Source organism: Pseudomonas sp. 18.1.10 (assembly GCF_024655625.1).
GTDB lineage: Bacteria > Pseudomonadota > Gammaproteobacteria > Pseudomonadales > Pseudomonadaceae > Aquipseudomonas.
In genome coordinates this window covers 13,154-33,724 of the sequence record NZ_JANLGL010000035.1, presented here as the reverse complement: position 1 = coordinate 33,724, position 20,571 = coordinate 13,154, and the positions used below count along the sequence as shown (strand labels likewise).

Here is a 20,571-nt window from a genome sequence, read left to right as displayed (position 1 = left end):
ATGACCAGAGAGATCATGATTCGCGCTGCAACGGCTGAGGACGCGCTGTGTATCGGCGTACTGGGCATGCAAGTGTTCCTCGACACCTACGCCACCGAAGGCATCCGCAATTCGATCGCCAATGAGGCCCTGCAAGCGTTTGCGCCGCAGGCCATCGCCCGGCTGTTGGCCGAGCCTGGCGTCGCGCTGCTGGTTGCCGAGTGCAACCAGCATCTCGTTGGATTTGCCCAGATCCAACTCAATGCCCGCCACTCGATGATCGATGCAGTGAACGTCGCAGAGTTGCAACGCCTGTATATCCAGGAGCGCTTCACCGGCTCGGGCCTTGGCTATCGACTGCTGCAAGCGGCAGAACACCGTGCCGCTCGGGATGGCGCCGCGTTGTTGTGGGCGACCGTGTGGGACGGCAATGCGCGCGCGTTGGCGTTCTACCCTCGGCGCGGGTATGCGCTGTTGGGCGCACCGACCTATACCTTCCAGGGCGAGACCCACGGCAATCGGCTGTTTGGCAAAACCTTGAGCCTTACGCCCGCTTGACTCTGCCCCACGGGACAGACTTTATGCTTTTTTTCGCTGCGCATACCGCAGGGTTTTCTACGCGAAAAAAGGACGATAGACATGCTGTGTCTGGTGACAGGTGCCAATGGGCATCTGGGCAATACGCTGGTCAGGGCGTTGCTCAAGCAAGGCCACACGGTTCGCGCCGGGGTGCGTGATATACACCAGCGGGCAGCGTTCGCGGGGCTCGAATGTGAGGTGGTCTACGCCGAGCTGCTGGATGAGGCCGCGCTGCTCAAGGCCCTCGACGGCGTGGAGGTGTTGTTTCAGGTGGCGGCGGTGTTCAAGCACTGGGCGAAGAACCCCGAGGCTGAGATCGTCGAGCCCAATGTGCAGGGCACGCGGTGTGTGTTGCAGGCCGCCAGCCGTGCGGGGGTCAAGCGCGTGGTGTATGTCAGCTCCGTGGCGGCGGTGGGGCATGACGGCAGCGCGCTGGATGAAACCCAGTGGTGCGAGGAAGCTGAAAATGCCTACTACCGTTCGAAAATCCTCAGTGAACGGCTGGCTTGGCAAACCGCGAATGCCTTGGGGTTGTGGATGGTCTCGGTATTGCCTTCGGCGATGATCGGCCCCAATGCCACGCGCTTGACCGACACCCTGGGTTTTTTGCAGGCGGTGAAAGACCGCAAGGTGCCATTGGACCCGGGGTTCCATTTCAATTTTGTCGATGTGCGCGATGTGGCCGACGGCATGCTGCGCGCCGCGCAGAAGGGCCGCCCAGGCCAGCGGTACATCCTCGCCAATGAGCACTCGTCGTCGCTGGCCGACCTGGCCGGCGTACTGTGTGTGCGTGCGCCACCGCCTGCGCCGCGCCGGTTGCTACTGGCCATCGCCTGGCTGCAAGAACGTTGGGCCCGTGTCACCGGTCAGCCGGCCCGGCTTATGCGCAGTCAGGTGCGTTTGTTCCATGGCGTGCGCCAGGAATACAACATCGACAAAGCCAAGGCCGAGTTGGGATTCAATCCGCGCCCGCCGCAGCAGGCGTTGCGCGAGGCGTTTGCGTATCTGGACAGGCGAGGGGGGCAGCCGTATGAGGGGTGAACATCTGATTCATCTGGCGCTTGAGCCCGGCGAGGTGAACGTCCAACGCCTGCAATTCGCTGATTCTGGCTTGCACATCCAGGCGCTTGGCATCGACCGCTGCGTTGGCCAAGTCCAACGGAAAGGCCTGTAGCGCATTTTTTGCGGCGATCAACGGGCCCATTTCTGCGAGTTTGAAACCCGCCACCTGGGCCTTGCGGATCAGTTGCACCATCTGCACATGGTGCGCGTTGTACACGCGATAGCGGCCACTGCGCTGGGGTTCGTTGATTAGCCCCAGCTGTTCGTACAGGCGGATGGCTTTTGGCGTGCAGTGGGTGAGTTGGGCGAGGCGTCCGATGAACATCGTGGTAGTCCTTTACCGGGTGGCAGATCAGAGATCCATGACCATCTCATGCCACGCCATCCCGCCGTGATCCGACGCTGACGGTTGTACATAGCGGTAGCCCATGCGCTGGTACAACGGCACATGGCGGTCTTTGCACATCAGGTGGATAGTCTTTTTTTCCAGCGCTTGCATGCGCTGCACAAACGCGTTCATCAGCGTCGTGGAATAGCCCTTGCCCTGGTGCGCCGGGTCAACCACCACCGACATGATTACCACATTCGGCGCCTCGGCCGAATGCCCGACCAGTTCCTTGAACGCCTCGTCCGACATCACCACGTCGTGGGCGCAGCCGCCGTTGATAAACCCCACCACCTCGGCATCGGCCTCCAGGATCAGAAAACCTTCCGGGTACAGCCTGATGCGCGTGGCGATCTTTTCCAGGGTCGCGGCTTCGTCGCCTTCGTAGGCGCCTGTTTCGATTGCAAAGCAGCGGGCGGCGTCGGTGGGGCGGGCGTTGCGCAGGGTGAGGATGGGCATGGACGTTCCAGGGGACAAAGCGAGAAGCGACATCATAGAGAAACATCGCCCCCACCTCCATTGCAGTGCCGACAAAGAGAGCGCTTACTCTTCAGGCGCGTAGTTCGTGATGCCTGCCTCGCGGAGTTTCTCCTGGAATTCGCGGTGGAAATCGCTGATCCTCATCTGCAAGGCTGGGCTGTAGGTGCCATCGGGGTTGTTGGGTTTAAAATTGAACTTGATCGTGTTGTACAGTCCTTCCCCCCCGCCGAAGTCGCTGACATCGTAGACATCGGACTCTTGCTTGACCTCGATGTCCTTTGACCTGGCGAGGTCATTGAAGATCTGCATCGTTTTGCGGTAGTCCTCAGTCTTGATCGTGAATTGGATACCTGTGACGTGACGGTTGGCCCCTGGGGCCGAAGTCGACGCTTCAGGTGCGGCGCTCAACGATTGAGGTGTGTAGGCGGACAGCGACGATTGAAGAGCTTGCATAGTAAATACCCACGGTTCTGTTGATGTATTGAACGTTTCACATTGTGGGGCGTGCCAAACACTTGGTTCCCCACGCAAGAGGGGCGAGTGAGTCCATTTGTTACGCCATGGAGGCTGAAATGCTCGAGATCAAACCCGCAACCCAGGAAGACGCCCAGGCGGCGTTCGACATCCGCCTGTTGGCGATCCGTAGCCACTGCATTGGCGCGTACACCCATGAGCAGATGATGGCGTGGACCCGAGGCAGCGCCGCAGACGGCTACAACGTGCTGATGGACAAGCCGTTTTACCTGGGCTGGGTGCAGGGCGAGCCGGTCGTCACCGGGATGCTTGACCTGGACAACAATGAAGTGGGGGCGCTCTTCGTACTCCCCGAATTTGCTGGGCGCGGGTATGGCAAGGCAATGCTCGATCACCTGGAACACCTGGCACGGCAACGGGCGATCGAAACGGTGGTGCTGGATGCGACGTTGAATGCTGCGAGTTTCTATCGGGCGTGTGGATACGTGGGGGATGAACAGGCGGTCTATCATTCGCCGTCTGGGTTGGTGTTGGCGTGTATACCGATGACCAAGCGATTGGCGGGTTGAGCGAGTGCTGGCGAGGCGGCGATGGAGGTAGGCCGGGGGGCAGAGGGTTGCCGGGAACCAAAAGAGTCTCTGTCACCACAGACGGATTGGTCAGTCCCGACCGTTGAAAATGGGTGTTTCCATGCAGAATCTTCAACTCAATGCGTCTGTGTTCAACCCGCTGACGCTTCAAGCGGCCACTCAAGAAGGCTCCAACAGGCGCGACGGGGTAAACCCTGACCTCGAATTCACGGTGAAACGCGACGACCATCCCAAGGCCCGGCAGTTGCTCAATGACCTCGCCCAGGCAAATGGCCTCAACCTCCAGTACAACTTCGGCGTACGCGGGCTTAAAGACTTCGGCGATGGCAATGCTCAGTACATCACCAGCAATTTCAGCGTTCTACCTGATCGACGCAACGGCAGCTACAGCCCTGAATTGCAGAAAAAGATCGGCGAGTTGCGTCAGGCGTTCCAAGCGAAGCTGCACGAGGCGGGCATTACCAACCACGCCCGATGAGGCTGATCGTGCGGCGTTTGTGCGCACACCATCAGGAAGGCCGCTGGCCTGTCACCGCACCCTCCCATCATGAGAACCGAGCATGTCCAGTATTAACTCTCTGTCGTTATCTGCGCAGCATTCGATCCATCAAACCCAGGCGCTCCATCCAACGTCGAGCTCAGGCTCGCCACCTGGAGAAAAAGCCCAGGTACTGGTAGCCGCGAGCAAGGTGGATAAGACCCTGGATATCGCCTTCAACATCGCCGAGACCCTCGGTTTACAGCCTCTGCAATCGGAAGTGGAGGGGCCGATGAAAGCCCCTTACCTTTCCTCGGAGAATGTATATCCAATCAAGTTCAGTTTTCCCCCCGACAACCCGGACGGCACCTACAGCGCGGAGCTTCAGCAGAAGATAAGCCGCTTCAGGGAGCAGCTCCCGCAGACGCTGCGTCACGAAGGCATCGAGGACTTCGGGCCGGACATGTTCACTTGATTGCGGCCATTTGAGTGCGCGGCCGGCGAGCCCGTGGCGCAAGGGCGATGTCTGTCTATCAGGTCGCCCTCGTTCCCCTCCAGGCGCCACTCAGCTCCCGCCCTTAGTGCATCTTGCTGTGGTCCATGCCGTCCATGCCGCGCGCCGGGGCCTTGACTTCAATCGTCTGTTTCTCGCCCTTGGCGTTCTCGACGGTCAGCGTCAGCGGCACCTGGTCGCCTTCCTTGATCTGCCCGGTCAGGCCCATCAGCATCACGTGGTAACCGTTGGGGTCGAGGGTGACGGCCTTGCCGGCCGGCAGCGCCACCGAGTCCACCGGGCCCATGTGCATCACGTCGTCCTTCATGCTCATCTCATGGATCTGCACGTCCTTGGCCGCAGGCGTCGCCACGCTCAGCAGCTTGCTGTCGCTGTCGGCGGTGACGGTCATGAACGCGCCGCTCGACGGCTGGCCCGGTACGGTGGCGCGCACCCAGGCGTCGGTGACTTGCACCTGGGCACTGGCGTGGGCCGCGAGGGTCAGCAGGGTGAGGCCGAATGTCAGGCGCTTGAGGTGTTGAACGGCAGTCATTAGCAGACCTCCATGACGGTGAGCAGGTCTTCTGCGCACTCTTTAGCGGTAAGGGATGCCTGCAGCCCCAGGCGCAGGTTGCCACGGGTGTCGAAGACAAAACTGGTGGCGGTGTGGGACAGGGTGTAGGTGTCGCCGGCGGGGATCTTTTCATAAAAGATCCCGAATTCCTTGGCGGCCACGGCGATTTCTTCCGGGGTGCCGTACAGCGCTTCGAAGCTGGGGTCGAAGGCCTTGACGTACTTGTCGAGGATCTCCGGTGTGTCGCGCTCGGGGTCGAGGGTGATGAACACCACTTGCATGATCTCGCCGTCGCGGCCCATCAGTTTCTTGGCCTGGGCCGCGCGGGCCAGGGTGGTCGGGCACACGGCCGGGCACTGGGTGAAACCGAAGAACACCACCGGCATCAGGCCACGGAACGAGCTCAGGGTAACGGTCTCGCCGTCGGTGTTCTTGAGCTTGAAGGTGCGGCCCATGATCTTGTCACTGAGGTCCTTGCCGTACTTGAAGTTCAGCTTGGGGCTGTAGTCACAGCCGCCCAGCAGGCTGCCCAGGCCCAACAGGCCCATGCCGGTCAGCACTTTGCGGCGGGTGAATAACGTACTCATCAACTGCGCATCCTGTGAAACGCCTGCATTGCTCTGGATCTACACATCAGGCTTTGAAAAGGAGTAAAGGAGGAGGGCGCCAAGTCTACCAACCCCAGCCGGCCCGCGTAATGTGCGACGTTCTGCCACAGGGGCGCGCCGTGCTTCATCTCGGTGCGCCTGTGGTGGTAGAGTCGCCGCCATGAAATTGCGCCCTCCCGACCGCTCGCTGATCGCCTGGACCCTGTACTTCTGCGTGCTGATGAACCTGTTCGTGTGCGGTTTGGGCCATGGGCAAATGATGGGCCAGGAACTCAACGGCATCGGTGGGCAGTTCTGTTCCGTCGAAGGCAACCAGCCGATTTCCGACAAAGGGTTGGGCAGCCCGGCTTCCAGCAACATCTCGAACTACTTTGCCTGCCCGGTGTGCAATGCTTTAACCGTCGCCCTGGTATTCCTGATCGGTCTGGCCTGGCTGTTGGGCCTGGGGCAAACCCCGCGTCCGGCCCATGAGCGGCGCAACAAGGCGCCGCCGCGCTATTCCTGGCCCTCGGCCAACCCTCGCGCTTCCCCCGCATTCTGACGTGTGCCTTGGGCCGCCTGTAATCAGGCGGCGTTCTATCGTCACGACTGTGAGTGCGTTTCATGAACCCTCTATTGCCTGCCGGCGCCAGCCGCCTGGTCAGCAAGGCGTCCCGGCGCCTGCGCCTGGAGCCGGCGCTGCCCGACTACCCGAGCAATTCCCGCTGCTTCGTGCACCTCGATGCCCGCCTGTTGCCCCATTGGCACACCTTGTTCGACATCTGCCCGGCGCTGCTCAAACTCGACCCGCCCGAGGGCTTGAACCTGTTCCGCAGCTTCATGACCTGGGCCTATCGCCACCGGCCGCCGCTGGACTGGACCTACCACGTCAACGTGTGCCGCTGGTTGCTGGGCTCGCCGTATCGGGCGCAGATTGACGATGAACCGATCGAAGCCTTCATGGCGGCTGCGGCGGCGTGCTGGATCAACGCCGACACCAGCCCGGCCAGCGGTGTGGTCCTGACCTGGCAAGGCAAGACCGTGTTCGACTGGAAGGACGCGCCCCGCTCGGACGTCGAACACCAGGCCTTGCCAGGCACCGAATGGGACTTCGCCTGGTGCCCGCTCAACGCGCAGGGAGCGTTCAGCCGTTGGCACTCAATGCCCTGAGATTGTTACGCAACCGGTAAAAGTGAATGACGGTTTCCCCGGCTGTTTCCCGCGCGGCCGAGGCTATACCGTGCGCGCTCCCGTTAAATGCAGCACCACCCGACTGGCAAAGAACAGGGCTGGGCTGCGACGGGATCGCCTCATTTATCTTACGGAGCCTTCATGAATCACAAGACTTGCCTGGCCCTCGCCGTTTCCCTGGGGGCCGCGCAACACGTTGCTGCGTCCGGTTTTATCGACGACAGCAAAGCCAGCCTCGACCTGCGCAATTTCTACTACAACCAGGACACCCGCAACGCCCGGGGCGCGTCGGACAAGGAGTGGGGCCAGGCGTTCATGTTCAACTACCAGTCCGGCTTCACCGAAGGCACCGTCGGCTTCGGCCTGGACCTGCAGCAGATGCTTGGCGTGCGCCTGGACGCCTCGGGCCGCGCCGGCAAGGCCGGTGCCGACAACACCCCCGGCAGCGTCTTCCCGCTGGACGATGGCAAGGCCGCCCATGACTTCAGCAAGACCGGCGTCACCGGCAAGCTGCGCATCGCCCAGACCCAACTCAAGGTCGGCAACCTGCAACCCAAGCTGCCGGTGCTGACCACCGAAGACGGCCGCCTGTTGCCCCAGACCTTTCGCGGTTACCAACTCGACTCGAAAGACTTCAAGGACTTCAACCTGATCGCCGGCAAGCTGGAGCAGGTCGTCGACCGCAACTCCAGCAACGGCCAGGGCCTGTCGATTGCCGGCGCCAACGACCCGATCAAGGGCAAGGCGAGCAACCAGTTCTACTATGGCGGCGTGGACTACGCGGTCAGCAAGCAACTGCAAGTGCAGTACTACTACGCCAACCTGGAGAACTTCTACCAGCAGCACTTCCTCGGCCTGGTGCACAACTGGCAACTGCCGGTGGGCCAGTTCAAAAGCGACCTGCGCTACTTCTACAGCAGCGCCGACGGCAAGAACGCCAGCGCGGCCGGACGTGATGAAGGCTACGTCAGCGCGGGCTACTACGGCCCTGGCGTCAATACCGGCAAGGTCGACAACCGCCTGTGGAGTGCGCTGTTTACCTACGCCCTGAGCGGGCATTCGGTCAGCCTTGGCTACCAGAAAACCAGCGGTGCAAGCGACTTCCCCCATATCAACCAGGGCCAGGGCCGCTCGCTCTACCTGATTACCAATTCGCAGTCGCTGAAATTCGTCAATGCCGGGGAGCAGGCGACGGTCGGCAGCTATGCCTATGACTTTGCCGGCCTCGGCGTACCGGGCCTGCGCTCCAGCGTCACCTATATCCACGGCAGCCACATCCGCACCGCAACTCGCGACAACAGTGAATGGGAGCGCGACCTGCGGGTGGATTACGTGATCCCCACCGGCACCCTCAAGGGCCTCGGCCTGACCTGGCGCAGCGCGGTCCTGCGCGGCAACGACACGGCGGACAAGGACGAGACGCGGTTGATCGTCAGCTACAGCATCCCGCTGCTGTAACGGCTTGACCGGCATCAAGGCGTGGCCGCGTGCAGGGCGCGACACTGGAGGCCCGGCGCGACCTGCGAGGCCTCCATGCTTTACCTGCTGTTTCTCCTGGCCCATCTGTTCGCCGCGCTGATCTTTATCGGCACGGTGTTTTTTGAAGTGCTGATCCTCGCCCACCTGCATCGGCACCTGCCGGCGCGGGTGATGGTGCAGGTCGAACAAGGCGTCGGCCAGCGCGCCCGGGCGTTGATGCCCTGGGTGTTGCTGGTGTTGTTCGGCGCGGGCATCGGCATGGTCTGGCTGCGTTATCGGCCGATACTGGCGGCGCCGCTGGCCAGCGCCTTCGGCATGTTGCTGGGCCTCAAGCTGATCCTCGCGGCCAGCGTGTTGCTGCACTTTGTGCTGACGATGCTGCGCATGCGCCGTGGGCGTGTGAGTGCGCGGTACCTGCGCTTTATCCACCTCAGCCTGTTCGCGCACATGGTTGCGATTGTGCTGTTGGCCAAGAGCATGTTTTACCTCAGTTGGTAAAGCCCTTGATGCATATCAAGGGGCGCCCTGGTGTCGCACCGGACAATGGCTCACCGTCCATGGAGGAGCCCGTCATGCGCAGCGTCATTTCTCTCGATGTGGTGCGTACCCTACGCAGCAGCCGCCAACGCCAGCGCCCCCTGGCGTTGACCTTGCATTGGCCGGCCGGCATGGCGAACGACGCGTGCCGGCGCAGCCTCAACGAGGAGGCGCAATGGATCGGCCGTCACCTTGACCAGCGCCAACCCGTGGCGCATTTCCAGTGGCGCGGCGCAGCGGCCGTCGCCGAGGTGCAGGCGATGATGGGCACCCTGCATGCACGCTTCAATTTCTTCGAGGGCGACCGCGGCGACTACGCCATTGACCTCGCTCCCCGGCACACCGATTGGGCGAGCGTCGGCTTGCTGCGCGAGCTGGGTTTCAACCACGTCTGCATCAGCGCGCCCGATGCCTGCACCGGGGTCGAATCCTCGCCGTTGTGCTACCGCAACCCCGCACCGATCCAGTCGTTGATCGATGCGGCGCGCACCTTCGATTTTCGTTCAGTGAGTGTCGACCTGGGCTACGGCGCCGCCTGGCAGACCCTGGCCAGCTTTGCGTCCAAGCTCGACAGCCTGATCGCCCTGGCGCCGGATCGATTGCACCTGTTCGACTACGCCCGTCCCCCTCGGCGGTACCGCGCGCAACCGACCCAAGCCCATAGCGGCAGCATGCATCAGCTGAGTTTTGAACGCCTGGTCGCGGCGGGCTACCACTACATCGGCCAGGGGCAGTTTGCCCGCAGTGACGATGACTTCACCCAGGCCCAGGAACGCGGCAACCTGCGCCGTACCGGCGAAGGGTTCACGGTGCACGGTGACTGTGACCACATCAGCCTGGGCGACACACTCCTGTGGTGAGCGGGCTTGCCACTCAGTGCGACGTACCTTCGGCAAACTCAATCTTGTTGCCCACGTTGTACTTGCCCGACGGCTTGTTCATCGGCAGGCGCTTGATCTCTTCAAGCGTCTGGCTGTCGTACACGATCAATGCGCCGTCGCTGGCCCAGATGCTCAGCAGCACATAGCGCCCATCGCGGGTGAATTCCACATGGGCGGCGGTCTTGCCCGGTACGGGGCGCAGGGTGTGGGCGATTTCCAGGGTCTGTTTGTCGATCAAGTGAATGGCATCGTTGTCCGGGCCGAAAAACACATCGCTCCACACATAACGCGAGTTGACATGGCTGCGCATGAAAAAGCCCGGGCCCAGGGTGGGGATCTGTTTGATCAACTTCCAGGTGACGGGGTCGAGCACGCTGATTTGCCCCTGGCTGATATTCGGCGTGGCGAACACCCACTGGCCGTTGCGCCGCCAGTAGGTGCCGGAGCCCAGGTGCGGCATGCCCGCCAGTGGGATGTCCGTGACCACGGCGCCGGAATCCAGGTCGATCACCTGGCCGCCACCGGCTTTGCGTGACGTGGCGAGCAACTGGCGGTAATCCGGGGTGAACGAGAAGTCATCCAGCACGTCGCGGGCCGCGATGCGCCGGGGCTCGAAGGTGGGGGTTTGGGCGGCATAGGACAGCTCCCACACCTCGTTCACGTCCTTGAGCGCCACGACAAAGCTGTCGCGCGGCGGTGCGGTGTATACCGCGCTGACCCGTGAGCCGGTGGGCAGTGTCTTGACCAGCGACAAATCCCGCGCATCGAGCACCACCAGGTTGCCCGGCAGGTAGTTGCCCACCAGCACCCAGCGCCCGTCCTTGCTCACCGCGAGGTTGCGGGTGTTGAGCCCGGCGCGGGTCTCGGCGATCAGCGTGAGGTTGTGCAGGTCGTACAGGCTGATCCAGCCGTCCCGCGAGGCGAAGTACACGAAGCGCCCGTCCGGCGAGAACTTGGGCCCGCCGTGCACGGCAAAGTGGCTGGCGAAGCGGTCCAGCACAGTGAAGCGATCACCGTCGAGGATGTCGATGTGATGGTCGCCGGACTCCACCACCACAAACAGGTTGAGCGGGTCGGCGTGGTGTTGCGGGGTGGTCGGCAACTGCGTCAGGTCGGCCAGCAGGCGATGGCTGTCGCGGATGTCTTGTGCCGCCCAGCTGACTGGCGTGACCGGCGGTTGCTGCAGGAAGTCCGCCAGGGCGTCGATTCGTGCCGCACTCAGTTGCGCTGCAAAGGCGGCCATCTGGCTGGCCGCGCGACCCTGTGCGATGACCTCTCGCACCTCGCGTGGCTTGATCCGCCCGAGGCTTTCCGGCAGCAGGGCCGGGCCGCTGGCGCCGATGCGATTGAGGCCATGGCAGCTCTCGCAATACTGCTGGTAGTCCTCGGCCGGCGTGCCATGGGCGGCGCTGGCCCACAGCAGCGGCAGCAGCCACAGGCGTTTCATGGCGCCACCGCTGCGCGGGGCGCCGACAGGCTGGCCGGGTAGTGCAGGGCGGCGTCGGCAAACAGGTCTACCACCGCGCCGATCACCGTCAGGGTCGGCACGCCGGGTTCGCAGCTGGCGGCCAGGGCCGGCAACTGGCGCAAGGTGCCACGGGCCACGTGCTGGTCGGCCCGCGCACCATTGCAGATCAGCGCCGCCGGCGTATCGCCCGGCAAGCCGGCGGCCACCAGGTGTTCGGCGATCAGCGCCAGGTTCGCCAGGCCCATGTAGAACACCAGGGTCTGGCTGGGCTCGGCGAGGCTGGCCCACGGCAGTTTCAGGGCGCCGTCGCGCTGCAAGTGCCCGGTGACAAAGCGGCAAGAGTTGACCAGGTCGCGGTGGGTCAACGGGATACCTGCATAGGCGCTGCACCCGGACGCGGCGGTGATGCCCGGCACCACCTGGCAGGGAATGTCGCGGGCGAGCAGGTATTCCAGCTCCTCGGCGCCGCGCCCGAAGATGAACGGGTCGCCGCCCTTGAGGCGCACCACGCGCTGACCCTGCTCGGCCAACTCCGCCAGCAGTGCGTTGAGTTGCGCCTGGGGCAGGCTGTGGTAGCCGCTGGCCTTGCCCACGTAGTGACGCGCGCAGCTGAGGGGGATCAGGCTCAGCAGTTCGGCGCTGATGAGGCGGTCGAACACCACCGCGTCGGCCTGCATCAACAGGCTCCAGGCGCGCAGCGTCAGCAGGCGTGGGTCGCCGGGGCCGGCGCCCACCAGCGCGACTTCGCCGGGGTGGAAGGGGCTGTGCAAACTGGCGGGTAAGGCGGTCGGAAGGTGCATGAGACGTCCTTGGTTCATCATCAGGATGGCGCCCGCGGTTGTGTCACCGGGTGGCGCACGGGATCAGGTCGAGGGGGTGGTGGGCAATTTCGGCGTCGCTCAGATAACAACCGGGGTCCGGGCCCCAGAGGTCGCCATCGGCCCAGGCGCGGGTCCGCGTGTTGCCGTTGCAGATCGCCAGCCAGCGGCACTCGGTACAGCGCCCGCCGATCTGTCGCGGGTGCTCGCGCAGGCGCAGCAGCAACGGGTCGGGCTGGTCCAGCCAGAGGTGGCGGAAGCGGGTGTTGCGCACGTTGCCCACCGAGTGTTGCCACCAGTAGGTGTCCGGGTGCACTTCGCCGGTGTTGTCGATGTTCGCGATGCCGCTGCCCGACGCATTGCCGCCCCAGCCATGCAGCAGGTGTTCCAGCTGCGGGTAGTGCTCGGGCAGGTGGCGGTGCACCCATTGCAGCAACAGGATGGCGTCGGCGTCGTTGTTGCCGCTGACGAAGTCGCTGGCCACGCCCTGTTCGATGTCCTGCCAGGCCTGCTGGAAAATCAGCGTCATGGCCTCGCGGCCCATCTGGCGGTGGGCGTCCAGCACGCGGCTGCGTTTGCCGCGCCCGCTGTAGTTGAGGTGCGACAGGTAGAACTTCTGCACGTCGTAGCTGCGCATCAGCGCCAGCAGTTGCGGTAACTGCGCGTGGTTTTCCTGGGTCAGCGTGGTGCGCAAGCCCACGCGAATGCCGGCTTCGCGGCACAGGCGGATGGCGTGCAGCGAGCGCCGGAAACTGCCGTGCATCTGCCGGAACGTGTCGTGGGTGGCCTCCAGCCCATCGATGCTGATGCCCACGTAGTCGTAGCGGGCGTCGGCGATCTGCTGGATGTTGTGCTCGTCGATCAGCGTGCCGTTGGTGGACAGCGCGACGAAAAAACCTTTTTGCCGGGCGTAGGCGCTGAGTTGGAAGAGGTCCTCGCGCAGCAAGGGTTCGCCGCCGGACAAGATCAGCACACGCACCCCGGCGGCGTGCAAATCGTCGATCACCCGCAGCGCCGTGGCGGTGTCCAACTCATCGCGAAACACGCTGTCGGCGCTGGTGGCGTAACAGTGTTTGCAAGTGAGGTTGCAGCGGCGCAACAGGTTCCAGATCACCACGGGCGGGCGATCACTGCCCGGCGTCGAGGTGCGGGGTGGCGGGCATTGGCCGGCCACTGTGCGCAAGTACTGACTGATCCGCAGCATGGCAACTCCTTAGTGCGAGGGGGGCAGGCGCAGGCCGGTTTTTTTCAGGATGCGGCTGCTCACCAGCATCTCGTCGGCGCGGCAGGCATCGCCCAGCAGGTAGCGCAGGTGTTCGCGGTAGCTGTCGATTTCTTCGCGGCTGCGCCCGTGCACCATGGCGAACAGGTTGTACGGCCAATCCGCGCGGCGCGGGCGGCGGTAGCAATGGCTGACAAAGGGCTGCGCGCCCAGCAGTTCACCCAAGCGCGGCAGCTGCGCGTCGGCCACGTCCCACACGGTCATACCGTTGTGCCGATAACCCAGGCGGTAATGATTGGGCACCGCGGCGATGCGGCGGATCGCACCTTCGGCTTGCAGGCGCTTGAGCAGGTCCAGGGTCGATTCGACGCTGATGCCCAGTTGCTCGGCGAGCCAGGCCCAGGGATCTTCCACCAGCGGCAGGCCGCTTTGGGTCAGGGCGATCAGGCGCAGGGCCAGGGCGTTGTCAGACCGGGAAATACAGACCGACATGGTAGGTGTGCTCCTTCGGCAGGTTGAGCACCGCCAGCCCCGTGAGGGCTTCGATGCGGGACAAGGCCTGTGCCAGCTCCGCGGCGCTGGCGCAGGCCAGCACGAACCACATGTTCCAGTGGTGCTCGCGGCGGTAGTTGTGGGCCACTTGCGGCAGCTCATTGAGTTGCGCCGCCACCGTCTCGAAGCGCGCTTCGGGGACGGCCAGGGCGGCGAGGGTAAAGGCGCCGCCGAGTTGTTCGATGTCAAACATCGGGCCGAATCGCGTCAATACGCCGTCTTCCAGCAAGTCATGCAGGCGGTCGAGTAGTTCGCCGGGACGGCTCGCCAACTCGTGCGCCAGTTGTTGCCAGGGGTGGCGCACCAGCGGCAGGCCGCATTGCAGGCGGTTGATGAGGCGGCGGTCGAGGTCATCCATGGGCCCATACCTGGGACGGTGGCGGCGCAAAACGGCCGCCGCATTGTTTGTAGGCACGGGTACTGAACAGCAGGTGGTGGGGCAGGTCACTCAGCTGTTGCTGCTCCAGCACCGCGCGGATATGCGCCACGACCTCCTCGCGTTCACGGCCATGCACCATGCAGAACAGGTTGTAGCGCCACAGCGGCAGGCGGCGCGGGCGCTGGTAACACAGGTTGATGCGCGGCGCGCGGCCCAGGCGCGTGCCCACTTCATCCACCAGCGCATCCGGCACATCGAGCACCAGCATGGCATTGGCGACAAAGCCCAGGGCACGGTGGTTGAGCACCAGGCCGACACGCCGGAACAGGCCTTGCTCCTGCCATTGCTGCATCTGCTGCAACACCTGGTCGTGATGGGCGCCGATGCGCTCGGCGAGGTCGTCATAGGGCCGCTTCACCACCGGCAAACCGCGCTCCAGGCACTGGCGCAGGTCGAGCATTTGTTCGTGGTTCAGGGGCGCGATCACGGATGCACTCCCAGGGAAAACCCGAGGTCGATGCGGTAGGCGGTGAGCATCGGCAAATCCAGGGGACGCAGGCCGGTGTCTTTCTCCAGCTCGCCCAGGACCTGTTCCAGGTGCTGGCGGTGCGGCCCGGTGAGCACGAACCACAGGTTGTAATGGTGCTCGCGGGCATAGTTGTGATTGACCTCCGGGTACTGGCTGACCCGCCGGGCCACCTGTTCCAGGCGTTCCAGCGGCACCGCCAGGGCGGCCAGGGTGCTGGCGCCGGCGCGGGTGTGCTCGAACACCGGGCCGATGCGCGAGAGGGCGCCGGCCAGTTCCAGGCGTTGCAGGCAAGCCATCACCTCGGCTTCGCGGCAGCCCAGCACCTTGGCCATTTCCCGATAGGGTTCGGCGCACAGCGGCATGCCGTGTTGGTAGCGTTCGATCAATTGTTGGCTGAGCAGGTCAAGGTCCATCTCAATACCCCATTTTTTGCGCGCGGCTGCTGAAGAAAACTCCACTGGGGCTCAAGGCCGGCAAGGTCTTGAGCAAGGTCAGGCGATACGGGTCCCAGACCTGCACCTGCTCACCGTCGCGTACCGACAGCCACAGCTGCTCGCCACGCCCGGTGAACTCCATGTGCAGCACGCCGGGACCGGGGCGCAGGTCGGCGACGATCTGGTGGGTTTGGCTGTCGAGCACCTGCACGCGGTCGTTGTCGGGGTAGGCGAAGTTGACCCACAGCTGGCGCCCGTCCGGCCGCGCGGTGACGAAGATCGGCTGGCCGGCCACGGCGATCGCCGCAGTCTGCTGCCAGCTGCGTGCGTCCATCACCAACACTTGGTGGCGGCCCACGGCGGGCACGAAGGCCTGGTGGTCGGCCACGGCCCAGCCTTCGAGGTGGGGCATTTTGTACACCGGCAGTTTGGCCTGGCCGCGGCCGTAGTCGGCGAGCACCCGCTTGACCCCTTGTTCCGGGTGCCACAGGTCGAGTTGGGCCATGCCGTCTTCACCGAACAGCCCGGCCATGTAGTAGCGGCCATCGGCGGTGATTAGCGCGTCGTAGGGTTGCTCGCCGATGTCGTTGAAGCGGCTGAGGGTGGGCGGGGTGCCGTGGCTGAAGTCCGCGCTCCAGATCTCGCCCGTGTCGAACAGGCTGAACACGAAGCGCTGGCCGGGCGCGTCCACCAGGCCCACCACCCGTGAACGTTTACCGTCGGGCAGCGCAGTGGCGGGGATGTCGGCGACCAAGGCCAGGGTGGCGGCATCAAACACCTTGACCCCGCCGGGCAGGTAATTGGACACGGCAATCAGGCGCCCATCCTGGCTGATCGCGCCGCCAATGCTGTTGCCGCCCTGGATGATGCGTTTTTCAATGCGCTGGCCCAACAGGTCAACTTTGGTCAGCCCGCCGTCGCGGCCAAACACGTAGGCGTAGCGCTGGTCGCGGGAAAACACCACCGAGGCGTGGGACAGGTCACCCAGGCCGTCGAGGCGTGCCAGGGCGGTCATGCCGCTGGTTTCAATGATTTGCACACTGGCGCTGGCGCGTTCGATCACCACGCCCAGGTCGCCGGTGCCGCGCAACGTGGGCTGGGTGCAGGCGCCGAGCAACAGGCACAGGGACAAACACAGGGGACGGATCATGGCGCGAGGCTTCCTTGCAAGAGACGGTCGACCAGCCAGGCGATCTCGCTGGCGCTGAGCAGCGGCGCCCAGCCAGGCATCGCGCGGGTCGGGCGGCCATGGGTCACGGTGGCGATCAGGCTGTCACGGCTGTGCCCGGCCAGGGCCTGGGGCGTCAGGGGCGGGCCAAGGCCGCCGGTCAGGTACAGGCCGTGGCAGGCGCCGCAGTCCTGGGTCAGCAGGTGCTCCAGGCGCCGGGCATCCACGGCCGCGTTGACGGGCGCGGGAATAAGTAGGAGCAGCGCCACGGCCGTAGCGATCATCGAAACTTGCATGGCGTGCTCCTTGGGGTTATTTCAAGGTCAGGATCCAGGTGGCCAACGTCTTCGCTTCGGCATCCGTCACCGGGTTCGGCGGCATCGGGATCGGTCCCCAGTTGCCCTGGGTGCCGTTCTTGATATGGCTGGCGAGGGTGGTGGCGGCGTCTTTCACCGCCGCGTTCCTGGCGGCGACCTCCTTGAGCGACGGCCCGACCACTGTGCTGTCGATGCTGTGGCAGGCCGCGCAAGGTTTGCTCTTGAACAGCGCCGGGCCGTCCTCGGCGAGGGCCGGTTGCAGGCCGATAAAGGCGGTGCTGGCGAGCAATGCGAGGAGCATATTTTTCATGGCGGGTTCTCTTGTTGATGCGGCTCAATAAATGTCGTGTTGGGTGTTGAACACGTTGAACTTGCCGGTCGGTGTAATCAGGCGCTTGTCCTTTATCACCTGCTTGAGCTTGAGGGTCTTGTCGTCGATCACCACCAGCGCCGACTCCTCGGTCTGGCCGTTCCACACCGAGAACCACACCTCGTCACCGGCCTTGTTGTATTCCGGTTGCACCACACGCAGTGCGCCTTGCTTGATGCCCGAGTACTCGGCGATCGGCAGCACGCTGTAGCCCTTGTCGAGCTGGTTGATGTCGAATACCGCCACCGACTGGCTGAGCTTGGCGTCGGGGTTGAGGGTGGTGTCGACGTAGAGGTGATGGGAGTTGGGGTGGGTCTTGATAAACAGCGAACCGCCACCCTGGCCGCTGAGCGATGCCACCTGTTTCCAGGCGTATTGCGCGTGCTTGATCGGGTCGGTGCCGATCAACGAGATGCCGCCATCGCCCAGGTGGCTGGTGGCCCACACCGGCCCGTATTGCGGGTGCACGAAGTTGGCGCCACGCCCGGGGTGTGGGGTCTTGCCGACGTCCACCAGGGCGGTGAGGGTGCGCTGCCTGGAGTCGATCACCGCGACCTTGTTCGAGTTGTTGGCCGCCGTGAGGAAGTAGCGATGGGTGCTGTCCCAACCGCCGTCATGCAGGAACGGCGCGGCGTCGATGGTGGTGATGGTGAGGTTCTTGATGTCCTGGTAATTGACCAGCATGACCTTGCCGGTTTCCTTGACGTTGACGATGAACTCCGGCCATTCGTGGGAGGCAATGATCGCCGCCACACGCGGTTCGGGGTGGTACTCCTGCTTGTCCACGGTCATGCCGCGGGTCGAGACGATCTGCCTGGGCTCCAGGGTTTCGCCGTCCATGATCGTGAACTGCGGCGGCCAGTAGGAGCCGGCGATGGTGTATTTGTCCTCGTAGCCCTTGAACTTGGAGGTCTCCACCGAGCGCGCTTCGATGCCGACCTTGATCTCGGCGACCTTGGTCGGCTCGGCGGGCCACAGGTCGATCATGTCGATCTTGGCATCGCGGCCGATCACCAGCAGGTAGCGGCCCGAGGCGGAAATCCGCGAGATGTGCACGGCGTAGCCGGTGTCGATCAGCTTGACGATCTGCTTGGTGTCGCCATCGATCAGGGCGATCTTGCCGTCGTCGCGCAGGGTTACGGAGAACAGGTTTTCCAGGTTGAGTTTATTCAGCTGGCGCTTGGGCCTGTCTGCTGGCTTGACCAGCACTTTCCAGGTCTTGAGCGTCTCGGCCATGCCCCATTCCGGCGGAGTGGGCGCGGTGTGCTGGATGAAGGTGGCCATGCTGCTGATCTGGGCTTTGGTCAGCGCATTGGAGGTGCCCCAGTTCGGCATGCCGGCGGGGGAACCGTAGGTAATCAGCGCTTCCAGATACGCCTGGCCACGGGACTGGGTGATGTCCGGGGTCAGCGGTTTGCCGGTGGCGCCCTTGCGCAGCACGCCGTGGCAGCCGGCGCAGCGCTCGAAGTAAAGCTGCTTGGAGGCGTCGAAGTCGGCCTGGCTGATGTCCGGCGCACCGGCGGTCTTCACCACGGCGGGCGTGGCGGCGGCATGGGCGCTCAGGGGCAGGGCGAGGGCCAGCGCGCAGCTCAGGCTGGCGAGGCTCAGGGTCAAGGTTTTTGTGTGGCGAGTCAGCATTCCATTTACTCCTCAGGCGAGACCTTTGCGGTGCCGCGCAACAGGGTGCGGGCGCAGGTTCTTAGTGCCTGGCCAGACTATGGCGAGGTGTTGGAATGCTCGCTTGACGGCGATCAAGTTTGCCTTGGGTAGCGCTTGCCAGGTTGTCGCAGGCGCCCTTAGCGTGGCCGCAAACCTGCTTTGGATGTGTGTGATGACCGAGCCGTTCTATCAACCCGTCGACAATGAATGCCTGCTGTTCGAACACGCCTGGCGCCACCGCATGCCGGTGCTGATAAAGGGCCCCACGGGCTGCGGCAAGACCCGCTTTGTGCAGCATATGGCGCACCGCCTGCAGTTGCCGCTGTACACCGTCGCCTGTCACGACGACCTCAGTGCCGCCGACCTGATTGGCCGCCACTTGATCGGCGCCCAGGGCACCTGGTGGCAGGACGGCCCGCTGACCCGCGCCGTGCGCGAAGGTGGCATCTGTTACCTGGATGAAGTGGTCGAGGCCCGCCAGGACACAGCGGTGGTGCTGCACCCGGTGGCCGACGACCGCCGCGAGTTGTACCTGGAACGCACGGGGGAAGTGGTCAAGGCGCCGCCGTCGTTCATGCTGGTGGTGTCGTATAACCCCGGTTACCAGAACCTGCTCAAGGGCATGAAACCCAGCACCCGCCAGCGCTTCGTGGCCATGCGCTTCGACTATCCGGCGGCGGCGGACGAAGCGCGCATCGTCGCCCAGGAGGCCCAGGTGGACAGTGCGCTGGCGGCTGAAGTGGTGCGCTTGGGCCAGGCGTTGCGCCGTCTCGATCAACACGACCTGGAGGAAGTCGCCTCCACGCGCCTGCTGATCTTCACCGCCCGCCTGATCGCCGCCGGCATGCCACCGCGCGAAGCCTGCCTGGCCTGCCTGGCCCAGGCCCTGAGCGACGACCCGCAAACCGTCGCGGCACTGATGGACGTGGTGGATGTGCACTTTGCCTGAATCACGCCGCCTGCCGGGTGACTTGGCGATGTGGTTTTTCATCCTTGCCGAGCTGACGGTGTTTGCGATTTTGATCCTGGCATTTGCGGTGACGCAGCGTCTTGAGCCTGAAGTGTTTGCGACCGGCCGCAGCCAGCTGGACAGCTCCACCGGGCTGGCGATGACGGTAAGCCTGCTGACCGCCGGCTTGCTGGCGGCGCTGGCAGTGCAACAGGTACGCGTGCAACGTTCACGGCGCGCCGCCGCCCTGTTGGTGGCGGCGCTGCTGGTGGCGCTGGTATACGTGGCGATCAAACTCGGCGAATACGCCCACCTGGCAGGTGTTGGGCTGGGCCTGGAGTACAGCCGGTTCTTTACCTTGTATTGGCTGCTCACGGGGTTTCATTTTTTGCATGTGCTGCTGGGCATGCTGATCCTCGGCTGGCTGGCCGTGGCTTGCTGGCGGGGCAGGGTGGCAGTCAGCGGGGTGGAATCGGGGGTGCTGTATTGGCACATGGTGGATTTGGTGTGGGTGGTGTTGTTTCCGGTGGTTTACGTGATGGGGTGAGTGGCCGATGAGTGCGTCGCAGGGGTTGCTGGTGTGTTGGGCGGTGCTGGTGTCGCTGAGTGCCGGAACGGTGCTGGCGGGCGCTGTGGGGGTGTGGTTGGTGGTGCTGTTGTTGGCGGTTTCCAAGGCGTGGCTGATTGCGGACGGGTTCATGGAGTTGCGGCATGCGCCCTGGGGGTGGCGCCTGATGCTGTTGGGATGGGCTGTGGTGCTGGTGCTGCTGATCGGTGTTAGCTGCTGATGTAGTTACAGCGTTAATCAGTGGTTCGTTCATGTAGGCAATTGCCTACTCATTTGTAGTTCACTTCCGAAACACAAGTTACGCCCCGGACACTGCCTTAGCCTCTCTGCAATGCCTTCCTATAGTCGTGCGCCACAGTCTTGGAGGTG

General features: G+C 63.9%; 29 protein-coding genes. 13 read left to right on the top strand and 16 right to left on the bottom strand.

Annotated features, from left to right (window positions below):
* Together NUV89_RS08965 and NUV89_RS08960 are read left to right on the top strand one after the other, a co-directional pair.
* On the top strand, positions 1 to 537 hold the full coding sequence (locus NUV89_RS08965) for a GNAT family N-acetyltransferase (RefSeq protein WP_257781016.1): 537 nt from the start codon (positions 1 to 3) through the stop codon (positions 535 to 537).
* Positions 538 to 618: 81 nt separating this feature from the next.
* Complete coding sequence (locus tag NUV89_RS08960; RefSeq protein WP_257781015.1) at positions 619 to 1,599, top strand: NAD-dependent epimerase/dehydratase family protein; 981 nt, start codon at positions 619 to 621, stop codon at positions 1,597 to 1,599.
* On the opposite strand, the gene NUV89_RS08955 is transcribed toward NUV89_RS08960, so the two are convergent.
* The 3 genes from NUV89_RS08955 to NUV89_RS08945 all read right to left on the bottom strand — a co-directional run bounded on the left by NUV89_RS08955 (position 1,517) and on the right by NUV89_RS08945 (position 2,938).
* Positions 1,517 to 1,945, bottom strand: coding sequence for a MerR family transcriptional regulator (locus NUV89_RS08955; protein ID WP_257781014.1), 429 nt, complete (start codon positions 1,943 to 1,945; stop codon positions 1,517 to 1,519). The genes NUV89_RS08960 and NUV89_RS08955 overlap by 83 nt on opposite strands.
* 27 nt (positions 1,946 to 1,972) lie before the next feature.
* Positions 1,973 to 2,464 carry a GNAT family N-acetyltransferase gene (locus NUV89_RS08950; protein WP_257781013.1) on the bottom strand — a complete coding sequence of 164 codons (492 nt, stop codon included), beginning with the start codon at positions 2,462 to 2,464 and terminating at the stop codon, positions 1,973 to 1,975.
* 84 nt (positions 2,465 to 2,548) lie between these two features.
* A complete protein-coding gene (locus NUV89_RS08945; protein ID WP_257781012.1) occupies positions 2,549 to 2,938 on the bottom strand; it encodes a hypothetical protein in 390 nt (129 codons plus the stop codon).
* A 119-nt stretch (positions 2,939 to 3,057) separates the two neighbouring features.
* Between NUV89_RS08945 and NUV89_RS08940 the strand changes: the two genes are divergently transcribed.
* The 3 genes from NUV89_RS08940 to NUV89_RS08930 all read left to right on the top strand — a co-directional run bounded on the left by NUV89_RS08940 (position 3,058) and on the right by NUV89_RS08930 (position 4,502).
* A complete protein-coding gene (locus NUV89_RS08940; protein WP_257781011.1) occupies positions 3,058 to 3,528 on the top strand; it encodes a GNAT family N-acetyltransferase in 471 nt (156 codons plus the stop codon).
* Positions 3,529 to 3,649: 121 nt separating this feature from the next.
* Positions 3,650 to 4,027: a hypothetical protein gene (locus NUV89_RS08935; RefSeq protein ID WP_257781010.1), complete on the top strand. Its 378-nt coding sequence runs from the start codon at positions 3,650 to 3,652 to the stop codon at positions 4,025 to 4,027.
* 82 nt (positions 4,028 to 4,109) lie between these two features.
* Complete coding sequence (locus tag NUV89_RS08930; RefSeq protein ID WP_257781009.1) at positions 4,110 to 4,502, top strand: hypothetical protein; 393 nt, start codon at positions 4,110 to 4,112, stop codon at positions 4,500 to 4,502.
* Between the two features lie 103 nt (positions 4,503 to 4,605).
* Here NUV89_RS08930 and NUV89_RS08925 read toward each other — a convergent pair whose 3' ends face one another.
* Positions 4,606 to 5,073, bottom strand: coding sequence for a copper chaperone PCu(A)C (locus tag NUV89_RS08925; protein WP_257781008.1), 468 nt, complete (start codon positions 5,071 to 5,073; stop codon positions 4,606 to 4,608).
* Positions 5,073 to 5,681 (bottom strand): SCO family protein, encoded by a 609-nt coding sequence (locus NUV89_RS08920; RefSeq protein ID WP_016976099.1) that lies wholly within the window; start codon positions 5,679 to 5,681, stop codon positions 5,073 to 5,075. Before NUV89_RS08920 ends, NUV89_RS08925 begins: the two co-directional genes overlap by 1 nt.
* A gap of 181 nt (positions 5,682 to 5,862) precedes the next feature.
* On the opposite strand from NUV89_RS08920, the gene NUV89_RS08915 reads away from it, so the two are divergent.
* From NUV89_RS08915 to NUV89_RS08895, 5 genes are all read left to right on the top strand, one after another.
* Positions 5,863 to 6,243 carry a DUF2946 domain-containing protein gene (locus NUV89_RS08915; protein ID WP_257781007.1) on the top strand — a complete coding sequence of 127 codons (381 nt, stop codon included), beginning with the start codon at positions 5,863 to 5,865 and terminating at the stop codon, positions 6,241 to 6,243.
* 62 nt (positions 6,244 to 6,305) lie between these two features.
* The gene (locus NUV89_RS08910; RefSeq protein ID WP_257781006.1) at positions 6,306 to 6,851 is read left to right on the top strand and encodes a putative natural product biosynthesis protein; all 546 of its coding nucleotides are present in this window, start codon (positions 6,306 to 6,308) and stop codon (positions 6,849 to 6,851) included.
* A 162-nt stretch (positions 6,852 to 7,013) separates the two neighbouring features.
* Positions 7,014 to 8,330, top strand: coding sequence for an OprD family porin (locus NUV89_RS08905; protein ID WP_257781005.1), 1,317 nt, complete (start codon positions 7,014 to 7,016; stop codon positions 8,328 to 8,330).
* A 75-nt stretch (positions 8,331 to 8,405) separates the two neighbouring features.
* Positions 8,406 to 8,849: a hypothetical protein gene (locus tag NUV89_RS08900; protein WP_257781004.1), complete on the top strand. Its 444-nt coding sequence runs from the start codon at positions 8,406 to 8,408 to the stop codon at positions 8,847 to 8,849.
* Positions 8,850 to 8,923: 74 nt separating this feature from the next.
* Positions 8,924 to 9,748, top strand: a complete 825-nt coding sequence (locus NUV89_RS08895) for a hypothetical protein (RefSeq protein WP_257781003.1) — start codon at positions 8,924 to 8,926, stop codon at positions 9,746 to 9,748.
* 13 nt (positions 9,749 to 9,761) lie between these two features.
* Here NUV89_RS08895 and NUV89_RS08890 read toward each other — a convergent pair whose 3' ends face one another.
* The 11 genes from NUV89_RS08890 to NUV89_RS08840 are packed head-to-tail and all read right to left on the bottom strand — an operon-like array spanning position 9,762 to position 18,664.
* On the bottom strand, positions 9,762 to 11,216 hold the full coding sequence (locus NUV89_RS08890) for a cytochrome D1 domain-containing protein (protein WP_257781002.1): 1,455 nt from the start codon (positions 11,214 to 11,216) through the stop codon (positions 9,762 to 9,764).
* The gene (gene cobA, locus NUV89_RS08885) at positions 11,213 to 12,037 is read right to left on the bottom strand and encodes a uroporphyrinogen-III C-methyltransferase (RefSeq protein WP_257781001.1); all 825 of its coding nucleotides are present in this window, start codon (positions 12,035 to 12,037) and stop codon (positions 11,213 to 11,215) included. The genes NUV89_RS08890 and cobA overlap by 4 nt, the downstream gene beginning before the upstream one ends.
* A gap of 43 nt (positions 12,038 to 12,080) precedes the next feature.
* Positions 12,081 to 13,259 (bottom strand): heme d1 biosynthesis radical SAM protein NirJ, encoded by a 1,179-nt coding sequence (gene nirJ / locus NUV89_RS08880; protein WP_257781000.1) that lies wholly within the window; start codon positions 13,257 to 13,259, stop codon positions 12,081 to 12,083.
* A 9-nt stretch (positions 13,260 to 13,268) separates the two neighbouring features.
* Positions 13,269 to 13,769, bottom strand: a complete 501-nt coding sequence (locus NUV89_RS08875; protein WP_257780999.1) for a nitrite reductase — start codon at positions 13,767 to 13,769, stop codon at positions 13,269 to 13,271.
* Positions 13,744 to 14,187 (bottom strand): Lrp/AsnC family transcriptional regulator, encoded by a 444-nt coding sequence (locus NUV89_RS08870; RefSeq protein WP_257780998.1) that lies wholly within the window; start codon positions 14,185 to 14,187, stop codon positions 13,744 to 13,746. The genes NUV89_RS08875 and NUV89_RS08870 overlap by 26 nt, the downstream gene beginning before the upstream one ends.
* Positions 14,180 to 14,695 carry an AsnC family protein gene (locus NUV89_RS08865; protein ID WP_257780997.1) on the bottom strand — a complete coding sequence of 172 codons (516 nt, stop codon included), beginning with the start codon at positions 14,693 to 14,695 and terminating at the stop codon, positions 14,180 to 14,182. Before NUV89_RS08865 ends, NUV89_RS08870 begins: the two co-directional genes overlap by 8 nt.
* Positions 14,692 to 15,150, bottom strand: a complete 459-nt coding sequence (locus NUV89_RS08860) for an Lrp/AsnC family transcriptional regulator (protein ID WP_257780996.1) — start codon at positions 15,148 to 15,150, stop codon at positions 14,692 to 14,694. Before NUV89_RS08860 ends, NUV89_RS08865 begins: the two co-directional genes overlap by 4 nt.
* A gap of 1 nt (position 15,151) precedes the next feature.
* Complete coding sequence (locus NUV89_RS08855; protein ID WP_257780995.1) at positions 15,152 to 16,321, bottom strand: cytochrome D1 domain-containing protein; 1,170 nt, start codon at positions 16,319 to 16,321, stop codon at positions 15,152 to 15,154.
* The gene (locus NUV89_RS08850) at positions 16,318 to 16,635 is read right to left on the bottom strand and encodes a cytochrome c (protein WP_308220190.1); all 318 of its coding nucleotides are present in this window, start codon (positions 16,633 to 16,635) and stop codon (positions 16,318 to 16,320) included. The genes NUV89_RS08855 and NUV89_RS08850 overlap by 4 nt, the downstream gene beginning before the upstream one ends.
* Positions 16,636 to 16,651: 16 nt before the next feature.
* A complete protein-coding gene (locus NUV89_RS08845; RefSeq protein WP_257780994.1) occupies positions 16,652 to 16,966 on the bottom strand; it encodes a c-type cytochrome in 315 nt (104 codons plus the stop codon).
* Positions 16,967 to 16,990: 24 nt separating this feature from the next.
* The gene (locus NUV89_RS08840) at positions 16,991 to 18,664 is read right to left on the bottom strand and encodes a nitrite reductase (RefSeq protein WP_257780993.1); all 1,674 of its coding nucleotides are present in this window, start codon (positions 18,662 to 18,664) and stop codon (positions 16,991 to 16,993) included.
* Positions 18,665 to 18,857: 193 nt separating this feature from the next.
* Between NUV89_RS08840 and NUV89_RS08835 the strand changes: the two genes are divergently transcribed.
* From NUV89_RS08835 to NUV89_RS08825, 3 genes are read left to right on the top strand one after another with little or no spacing between them, the layout of a single operon-like run.
* Positions 18,858 to 19,634: a CbbQ/NirQ/NorQ/GpvN family protein gene (locus tag NUV89_RS08835; protein ID WP_257780992.1), complete on the top strand. Its 777-nt coding sequence runs from the start codon at positions 18,858 to 18,860 to the stop codon at positions 19,632 to 19,634.
* Positions 19,618 to 20,181, top strand: a complete 564-nt coding sequence (locus NUV89_RS08830) for a cytochrome c oxidase subunit 3 (protein ID WP_257780991.1) — start codon at positions 19,618 to 19,620, stop codon at positions 20,179 to 20,181. Before NUV89_RS08835 ends, NUV89_RS08830 begins: the two co-directional genes overlap by 17 nt.
* A 7-nt stretch (positions 20,182 to 20,188) precedes the next feature.
* A complete protein-coding gene (locus NUV89_RS08825; RefSeq protein WP_257780990.1) occupies positions 20,189 to 20,422 on the top strand; it encodes a cytochrome C oxidase subunit IV family protein in 234 nt (77 codons plus the stop codon).
* Positions 20,423 to 20,571: the final 149 nt, after the last annotated feature.

What these genes read in the sequence shown, in the direction of transcription:
- NUV89_RS08965 (WP_257781016.1), top strand. Translation starts at nt 1, where the DNA reads ATGACCAGAGAGATCATGATTCGCGCTGCAACGGCTGAGGACGCGCTG.
- NUV89_RS08960 (WP_257781015.1), top strand. Translation starts at nt 619, where the DNA reads ATGCTGTGTCTGGTGACAGGTGCCAATGGGCATCTGGGCAATACGCTG.
- NUV89_RS08955 (WP_257781014.1), bottom strand. Translation starts at nt 1,945, where the DNA reads ATGTTCATCGGACGCCTCGCCCAACTCACCCACTGCACGCCAAAAGCC.
- NUV89_RS08950 (WP_257781013.1), bottom strand. Translation starts at nt 2,464, where the DNA reads ATGCCCATCCTCACCCTGCGCAACGCCCGCCCCACCGACGCCGCCCGC.
- NUV89_RS08945 (WP_257781012.1), bottom strand. Translation starts at nt 2,938, where the DNA reads ATGCAAGCTCTTCAATCGTCGCTGTCCGCCTACACACCTCAATCGTTG.
- NUV89_RS08940 (WP_257781011.1), top strand. Translation starts at nt 3,058, where the DNA reads ATGCTCGAGATCAAACCCGCAACCCAGGAAGACGCCCAGGCGGCGTTC.
- NUV89_RS08935 (WP_257781010.1), top strand. Translation starts at nt 3,650, where the DNA reads ATGCAGAATCTTCAACTCAATGCGTCTGTGTTCAACCCGCTGACGCTT.
- NUV89_RS08930 (WP_257781009.1), top strand. Translation starts at nt 4,110, where the DNA reads ATGTCCAGTATTAACTCTCTGTCGTTATCTGCGCAGCATTCGATCCAT.
- NUV89_RS08925 (WP_257781008.1), bottom strand. Translation starts at nt 5,073, where the DNA reads ATGACTGCCGTTCAACACCTCAAGCGCCTGACATTCGGCCTCACCCTG.
- NUV89_RS08920 (WP_016976099.1), bottom strand. Translation starts at nt 5,681, where the DNA reads ATGAGTACGTTATTCACCCGCCGCAAAGTGCTGACCGGCATGGGCCTG.
- NUV89_RS08915 (WP_257781007.1), top strand. Translation starts at nt 5,863, where the DNA reads ATGAAATTGCGCCCTCCCGACCGCTCGCTGATCGCCTGGACCCTGTAC.
- NUV89_RS08910 (WP_257781006.1), top strand. Translation starts at nt 6,306, where the DNA reads ATGAACCCTCTATTGCCTGCCGGCGCCAGCCGCCTGGTCAGCAAGGCG.
- NUV89_RS08905 (WP_257781005.1), top strand. Translation starts at nt 7,014, where the DNA reads ATGAATCACAAGACTTGCCTGGCCCTCGCCGTTTCCCTGGGGGCCGCG.
- NUV89_RS08900 (WP_257781004.1), top strand. Translation starts at nt 8,406, where the DNA reads ATGCTTTACCTGCTGTTTCTCCTGGCCCATCTGTTCGCCGCGCTGATC.
- NUV89_RS08895 (WP_257781003.1), top strand. Translation starts at nt 8,924, where the DNA reads ATGCGCAGCGTCATTTCTCTCGATGTGGTGCGTACCCTACGCAGCAGC.
- NUV89_RS08890 (WP_257781002.1), bottom strand. Translation starts at nt 11,216, where the DNA reads ATGAAACGCCTGTGGCTGCTGCCGCTGCTGTGGGCCAGCGCCGCCCAT.
- cobA (WP_257781001.1), bottom strand. Translation starts at nt 12,037, where the DNA reads ATGCACCTTCCGACCGCCTTACCCGCCAGTTTGCACAGCCCCTTCCAC.
- nirJ (WP_257781000.1), bottom strand. Translation starts at nt 13,259, where the DNA reads ATGCTGCGGATCAGTCAGTACTTGCGCACAGTGGCCGGCCAATGCCCG.
- NUV89_RS08875 (WP_257780999.1), bottom strand. Translation starts at nt 13,769, where the DNA reads ATGTCGGTCTGTATTTCCCGGTCTGACAACGCCCTGGCCCTGCGCCTG.
- NUV89_RS08870 (WP_257780998.1), bottom strand. Translation starts at nt 14,187, where the DNA reads ATGGATGACCTCGACCGCCGCCTCATCAACCGCCTGCAATGCGGCCTG.
- NUV89_RS08860 (WP_257780996.1), bottom strand. Translation starts at nt 15,150, where the DNA reads ATGGACCTTGACCTGCTCAGCCAACAATTGATCGAACGCTACCAACAC.
- NUV89_RS08855 (WP_257780995.1), bottom strand. Translation starts at nt 16,321, where the DNA reads ATGATCCGTCCCCTGTGTTTGTCCCTGTGCCTGTTGCTCGGCGCCTGC.
- NUV89_RS08850 (WP_308220190.1), bottom strand. Translation starts at nt 16,635, where the DNA reads ATGCAAGTTTCGATGATCGCTACGGCCGTGGCGCTGCTCCTACTTATT.
- NUV89_RS08845 (WP_257780994.1), bottom strand. Translation starts at nt 16,966, where the DNA reads ATGAAAAATATGCTCCTCGCATTGCTCGCCAGCACCGCCTTTATCGGC.
- NUV89_RS08840 (WP_257780993.1), bottom strand. Translation starts at nt 18,664, where the DNA reads ATGCTGACTCGCCACACAAAAACCTTGACCCTGAGCCTCGCCAGCCTG.
- NUV89_RS08835 (WP_257780992.1), top strand. Translation starts at nt 18,858, where the DNA reads ATGACCGAGCCGTTCTATCAACCCGTCGACAATGAATGCCTGCTGTTC.
- NUV89_RS08830 (WP_257780991.1), top strand. Translation starts at nt 19,618, where the DNA reads ATGTGCACTTTGCCTGAATCACGCCGCCTGCCGGGTGACTTGGCGATG.
- NUV89_RS08825 (WP_257780990.1), top strand. Translation starts at nt 20,189, where the DNA reads ATGAGTGCGTCGCAGGGGTTGCTGGTGTGTTGGGCGGTGCTGGTGTCG.